The following is a 5,766-nucleotide window of genomic DNA, read 5'->3' as shown; positions in this document are numbered from 1 at the left end:
CTGACTTCTTTGCTGATGGATAAAAATGGGTCAGTAACGTTCGCTCAATCCTTTACGGGGTCAGCTTTTCAGCCATATTTTCGTTACCTGACCTCAAAAAATAAGCGAACGGTGAGTTAGATATAGTTATTCCGACCCTCTATGAAGGACGTAATATCTTAGTTAGGGGAGCTTGGGGTATTGATAAAACTGCCTTAATTTTTAATTTAATTCATCAGTTACAACAGGAAGTAGCGGAACTAAATGAAAAAATGTTAGTGCTTTATTTAAGTAGCATTCCTGGGGAAAGTTCCACGGAATTTTATCGTGCTTTATTATTAGCTGTAGCCGATAGTTTAGCGGATAGTGATCAAGAATCAAAAGACATTGCTAATACACTTTTAGGGTATTCCATCCAACGCAATAAAACCACTACTGAAGGACAAGTTAAATTAGGCTTTTTATCCTTTGGCAAAAAGGAAGAATCCCCTGCTAATCAACTGACTCCCACCGCCAATGCTGATCCCTATCCTTTACTCATTCGTTTATTAGATAGAGCCGAAGAAATTTATTCTCGTATTGTTATTGCTATTGATGATTTTGACAAAAAAGACCCCATTGTTGTCCAGACAATTTTAGAAAGTAGTTTAGATTTATTTCGGATGGGAAAACATCGAGGATTTATCATGACAGGAAGAGGCTTTACCGAGCTTCAAGAAGCAACTTTAAAAGCCCTTGGTATCTTTTCTGAAGATATTCCCCTTGAACCCATGAGTCAAGATGATTTACGTCACATTGCTATTAATTATCTTAATAGTGCCAGAAACGAACAGCGAAATGATCCCTATCCTTTCACAGAAGAAGTCATCAATTTAATTACGGGTTACGCTCAAGGAATTCCTCGAGAACTGAATACTATCTGTGAAAAAGTATTACGGCAAGCTGCTTCAGCAGCATATGAAATTATTGATGAAACTGCTTTTGATTCAATTTGGCAAATCCTTCAAAAAGACTTTACTGATTATTTAAGTCCTCAGTTTCGTCATTTATTATACGTTGCTCATCAAGCCGGTGGCATTAGTGAGAATATTTCTGATCAAACTTTGGATAAACTTGATGCTATAACCTTTGTTTCTCTCTTGCCCCAACTTAAATCGATGGAAGAACAAGGATTATTAATTCGTCAAGAAGATCAAAGCGGTTTTCGTTTTGTTCCTTCCCAATTATTTCAACCTAAGTTACTCCCTGAGTCTCAGTCTGAGTAAATAATAAATAGCTCCTTCGATGTACAAGGTGAGCGCATCTCAAACGCTATTGACAATTGAGATGGCAAATTCTCCTCAAATATGCCTGAAGTGCTTTCAGGGTAAGCAACTCACATAAAGTTCATTTTGTCAAGGATTGTTAAGATGCGCTTACCCTGAAGTAGCTGTAAGCTCACAGCCATTTTTTATCTCAAATGTCGGGGGGTTGAAATTTGGCCTCTAACCTCATCCCTAAACCTTATTCCCGATTCCATCCAGGAATACTGTTAGGAAGTGAAAATTTATGTCACAATGACTCTATAAGGGCGGTTTTTTAGTGAATCGCCGAGGCCGTCTATTAATCGAATCGATGTCTTTGAAGAACGTAGTCCCAAACTGGAAACCTGACTTTTCTTACCCATTCTTGCCACTACTAGCGGAATTTTCCTCCCTTTTGTCTTATCCCCGGGAATTCTTGAGCTATTGCCGAGATTGGCATTTTGTAACTTCCCGTTAGTTGAATTCAACAAAAGAAGCTGTTTAGGAGCAATTATATGTTACACCGCAAGATTTATCAATTCTGTATGGATGGTCAGGAAGTCTGCATTTTCTTGCGCGATCAGCAAAGATGGATTGATAATGCTCGTATTATCGATCTAGAAAGCGATCTCGTCACCATTCGCTACGAAACAGAAGAAGAAGACGAGATTAGTTCTTGGGAAGAAATGGTGCGTTTAGAAAGTATTGGTGCGGTTAGCAGAAAACTGGCCTCGGTGTCGCGGACGAATCCTGATATTAATGTCTCGGAAGATTGTCCAGAAGCAGAACAACTTTATCCCCATTCTCCCGATAGCTTAGATTAATTTTGTCGATTTAACTGACAGTGGCTAGAAGTCCCGAGGTTTTAACAATGGCCAAGGGACTTTTAGGGGATGGAAAGGAAGAGAGCCAGTAAGAATCACCGCTTGTTCTAAAATTATCGTCAAAGCCGCCAGATTTTCTCTATTATAAGCCAGAGGAGCAAAATGAATTCTAATCCCTACGTCGCTGCCAAGGATATCTATCAAAAATTTGTGGCAGTAGTAATAGTTTTAGTTAGTTGTTGGTTAGTGACTTTTCCGGCCTTCGCCGGCTCCGCCCCTCTAGAAGTTAAAATTAGTCTAGGATCCGGACAAGGAGAATTAAAATTCTTTCCTAGTCAATTAAACTTTATTGCTGGACAAAAATACAAATTAATTCTCGATAATCCCAGTCCCACTAAACATTATTTTACCGCTAAAGACTTCGCCGATGCTAGTTGGACGCAGAAAGTTGAAGCGGGAAAAGTGGAGATTAAAGGGGCGATTCACGAACTAGAATTAAAACCTAATGCACAAGCAGAATGGGTAATAGTTCCTCTCAAAACCGGTAAGTATCAATTAATCTGTACTATTCCGGGTCATGCTGCAGCGGGAATGGTGGGAGAAATCGCCATTAATAACCCATGAATTTAAGAAAAATTGTCTCCTTTGCTTTCCTATTATTTATTCCCCTATCGGTGGTCGCTAGTCGTCTTAATTGGGGAGATCAAGCTATTTTTATCACTGCCGCTTTATCGATCATTCCCCTGTCAATTTGGTTAAGTACGTCTGTGGAAAGAGTTGCCGTAGTCACCGGGCCAACTTTGGGAGGATTAGTTAATGCTATCTTCGGCAATACTACCACTTTAGTTATTGCCTTAATTGCCCTAAAAAAAGGCTTGGTGGACATCGTACAAGCCAGTATTACTGGTAGTATTCTCAGCGACTTATTATTATTTATGGGCATGGGAATGCTCACGGGAGGAATTCGCTACAAAGAGCAAGAATTTAAACCGATTTTAGCGCGGGTAAATGGTTCTTCCATGACTTTAGCAGTAATAGCGATCGCTTTACCAACTTTGGTAATATATACTTCTAACGTGGTGGAAGTTGCCGATATTCTCAGTCTTTCCCTAGTCACTGCCACGGTTTTATTAATAGTTTACGGGTTAACTTTATTATTTTCCCTCAAAACCCATAGTTATCTCTACGAAGTGGGATTAAGTAATGAAAATACCCCTGACAATCAGGTTAGTGAGGAAGAAAAAGCTCAAGTCTGGATTTGGTTACTTGTGCTGCTTACTTCCACCGTAGCTGTAGCTTATGAGTCGGATTTATTTGTTGATGTAGTGGAATCGGTTATGGAAGGATTTAATCTCACTCCTCTCTTTATCGGGGTGATTTTCATCCCTTTAATTAGCGATGTTTCTGGAATAGTTACCGTCACTCAATTAGCCCTAAAAAATCAGATGGATTTAACGGTTTCCGTGGCTATGGGTGATAGTTTATTGGTGGCTTTATTCGTAGCCCCTTTATTAGTTTTTATCGGTCAATTTTGGCAGCAACCGATGGATTTAAATTTTAATCCCTTTAACGTGGTGGCTTTGATTGTCGCAGTGGTTGTCACTAATTTAATCAGCTTTACTGGTCGTTCCAATTGGTTAGATGGAACCCTATTACTAGCCACCTATTTAATCTTGGCAGTGGCTTTTTATTACCATCCCGCCTAGCAAAAAAAGAGATTTGGGTATTTTCTGAGATTTCTGTCTTAGAATGGATCGGTATCACCTTACCGCCGCAGGATTGCTGATGATGAAAAGAGGGTTTTGGTTTGTCGTCGGGTTAGTAGTAACGATAATTCTGCTTCCTTCCCTAGTTCTTTCTAATTCCATCGGTGAACAGGGAATTTATGCCGATCGCCTGCGGGCGGAACCCTATAATTTATTAGGACGAAAAATTGCCATCGGTCAAGTGGAAATCGGCCGACCGGCTCAGTTCGGTTATGATAAAGTGGCAGCTTGGCAACCTCCCTATAAATTAGCCGGTGTTTTTTTTCGCGATCAAATTGCCAAACCCAACACCTATCTCGATAATCACGCCGCTATGGTGGCAACGGTGATGGTCAGTGATGATAAAAAAATCCCCGGAGTTGCCCCAAAAGCGAGATTATATTCGGGTGCGGTGGGTTCTTTGCGACGCGGCGGACAACCGGAAGAATGTCTTGCTAGTCAAAATATTGCCCGACAAAATAGCGGTGATGTGCGCGCGATTAACTTTAGTTTTGGGGAATCTTTGCAAAGAGATCAAAGACAGGAAGCAAAATTAGATGGTCAAGCTTTATTAACTCAATGTGTTGATTGGTCATCGCGAGTTGATGATGTTCTTTATGTAATTGCTGGCAATCAAGGTAAGGGAGGAATTCCCATTCCCACCGATCATTTTAACGGCATTACCACCGCTTATACAGCCAAAAGAGAAGGAAAATTTACTAAAGTTGATTTTGCTAATATTAGTGCTTTGCCGGTGGGTATTGGCCGCAGTTTAATTAAACGGGAAATTAATGATGGTTCGCGACGGTCAATTAATTTAGTTGCCCCTGGCAATAAAATAGAGCTTTATGACCTCAAAGGTAAATTAAATACTGTTAGTGGCACCAGTTTCGCCGCTCCTCATATTACGGCATCGGTGGCACTTTTACAAGAATACGGCGATCAACAAATTAACCAAAAAAATCCCCATTGGAGTCTCGATTCTCGTCATCATCAAGTGATGAAAGCAGTCATGCTTAATGCTGCCGATAAAATTAAAGATACGGGTGATGGCTTACGGTTAGGTATGAGACGGACGGTCTTAACTAAAGACCAAAAAACTTGGTTAGAGTCCGATGCTTATAAAGACCCGAAAATTCCTTTAGATATGCAGATGGGTACGGGACATCTTAACACTTTTCGCACCTACACACAGTTTAGTAATGGTCAATGGTCAGCCACAGAATCTATTGCTGCTATTGGTTGGGATTACGGTACAGTTACCGCTAATGATTATCAAGATTATGCCCTAGAGAAGCCATTAAAAGCTAATAGTTTTGTCTCGATAACTTTAGCATGGGATCGTTTGGTAGAATTAATCGATACTAATCGCAATAATCTCTATGATATCGATGAAAGTTTCCGAGATCGCGGACTGAATAATTTAGATGTTTATCTTTTACCTGCCCAAGAGGATAATAATACTAAATACACCTGTGCTTCCCTGAGTGATAGTGATAGTTTAGAGCATATTTTTTGTCCTATTCCTACCTCTGGAAAGTATAAAATTCGGGTTCAATATCGTCAGCAAGTTAACGAGAAAGAACAGGCTTTTGCTCTCGCTTGGTGGACAGTACCCGAATAATAGAAATGATAGTAAATCCTGTTTAAAAAGTATAGGAGAGTGGGGAGAAAAGAGCGGGTTTTTAAAGCCAGATTCTCTACCCCATGGCAACCCCTACAGGACTTTGATTTTTCTTTGGCACAGCTTCCAGCGGTTATTGAGAGGTTCTCCCGAATAATAGTCCCAATAAGCTTTTTATTATCCAGAGTAATGCGGCTCTTCGTTACCCTTTATGCTAAATCAACAGACAAGATGCCAAGACAACATACTTCTAACCCAAAAATTCCGAAAGTTTCTAAAGCCATAGGCTCTCCGTTTTATTAGTTTAAGTT

5 protein-coding genes are annotated in these 5,766 nt (G+C 40.1%); all 5 read left to right on the top strand.

Annotated elements, in window-relative coordinates:
- The first annotated feature begins 122 nt into the window (after nt 1–122).
- The 5 genes from EWV84_RS03210 to EWV84_RS03190 all read left to right on the top strand — a co-directional run bounded on the left by EWV84_RS03210 (nt 123) and on the right by EWV84_RS03190 (nt 5,455).
- Nucleotides 123–1,244, top strand: a complete 1,122-nt coding sequence (locus tag EWV84_RS03210; protein ID WP_323801805.1) for a P-loop NTPase fold protein — start codon at nt 123–125, stop codon at nt 1,242–1,244.
- Between the two features lie 533 nt (nt 1,245–1,777).
- On the top strand, nt 1,778–2,086 hold the full coding sequence (locus EWV84_RS03205) for a DUF6679 family protein (protein ID WP_002735547.1): 309 nt from the start codon (nt 1,778–1,780) through the stop codon (nt 2,084–2,086).
- Nucleotides 2,087–2,248: 162 nt separating this feature from the next.
- On the top strand, nt 2,249–2,710 hold the full coding sequence (locus EWV84_RS03200) for a cupredoxin domain-containing protein (RefSeq protein WP_286824952.1): 462 nt from the start codon (nt 2,249–2,251) through the stop codon (nt 2,708–2,710).
- A complete protein-coding gene (gene cax / locus EWV84_RS03195) occupies nt 2,707–3,792 on the top strand; it encodes a calcium/proton exchanger (protein ID WP_079208892.1) in 1,086 nt (361 codons plus the stop codon). The genes EWV84_RS03200 and cax overlap by 4 nt, the downstream gene beginning before the upstream one ends.
- A gap of 43 nt (nt 3,793–3,835) precedes the next feature.
- Nucleotides 3,836–5,455, top strand: a complete 1,620-nt coding sequence (locus EWV84_RS03190) for a S8 family serine peptidase (RefSeq protein WP_287076416.1) — start codon at nt 3,836–3,838, stop codon at nt 5,453–5,455.
- The last annotated feature ends 311 nt before the right edge of the window (nt 5,456–5,766 follow it).

Origin of the sequence: Microcystis sp. M_QC_C_20170808_M3Col (genome assembly GCF_007095505.1) — a bacterium.
Taxonomy (GTDB): domain Bacteria; phylum Cyanobacteriota; class Cyanobacteriia; order Cyanobacteriales; family Microcystaceae; genus Microcystis.
Note: the sequence above shows the minus strand (reverse complement) of the source record. Positions and strands in the feature narration are given on the sequence as shown.

Bases quoted from the DNA above. Each gene is read 5' to 3' on its own strand.
- EWV84_RS03205 (WP_002735547.1), top strand. From the start codon at position 1,778: ATGTTACACCGCAAGATTTATCAATTCTGTATGGATGGTCAGGAAGTC.
- EWV84_RS03200 (WP_286824952.1), top strand. From the start codon at position 2,249: ATGAATTCTAATCCCTACGTCGCTGCCAAGGATATCTATCAAAAATTT.
- cax (WP_079208892.1), top strand. From the start codon at position 2,707: ATGAATTTAAGAAAAATTGTCTCCTTTGCTTTCCTATTATTTATTCCC.
- EWV84_RS03190 (WP_287076416.1), top strand. From the start codon at position 3,836: ATGGATCGGTATCACCTTACCGCCGCAGGATTGCTGATGATGAAAAGA.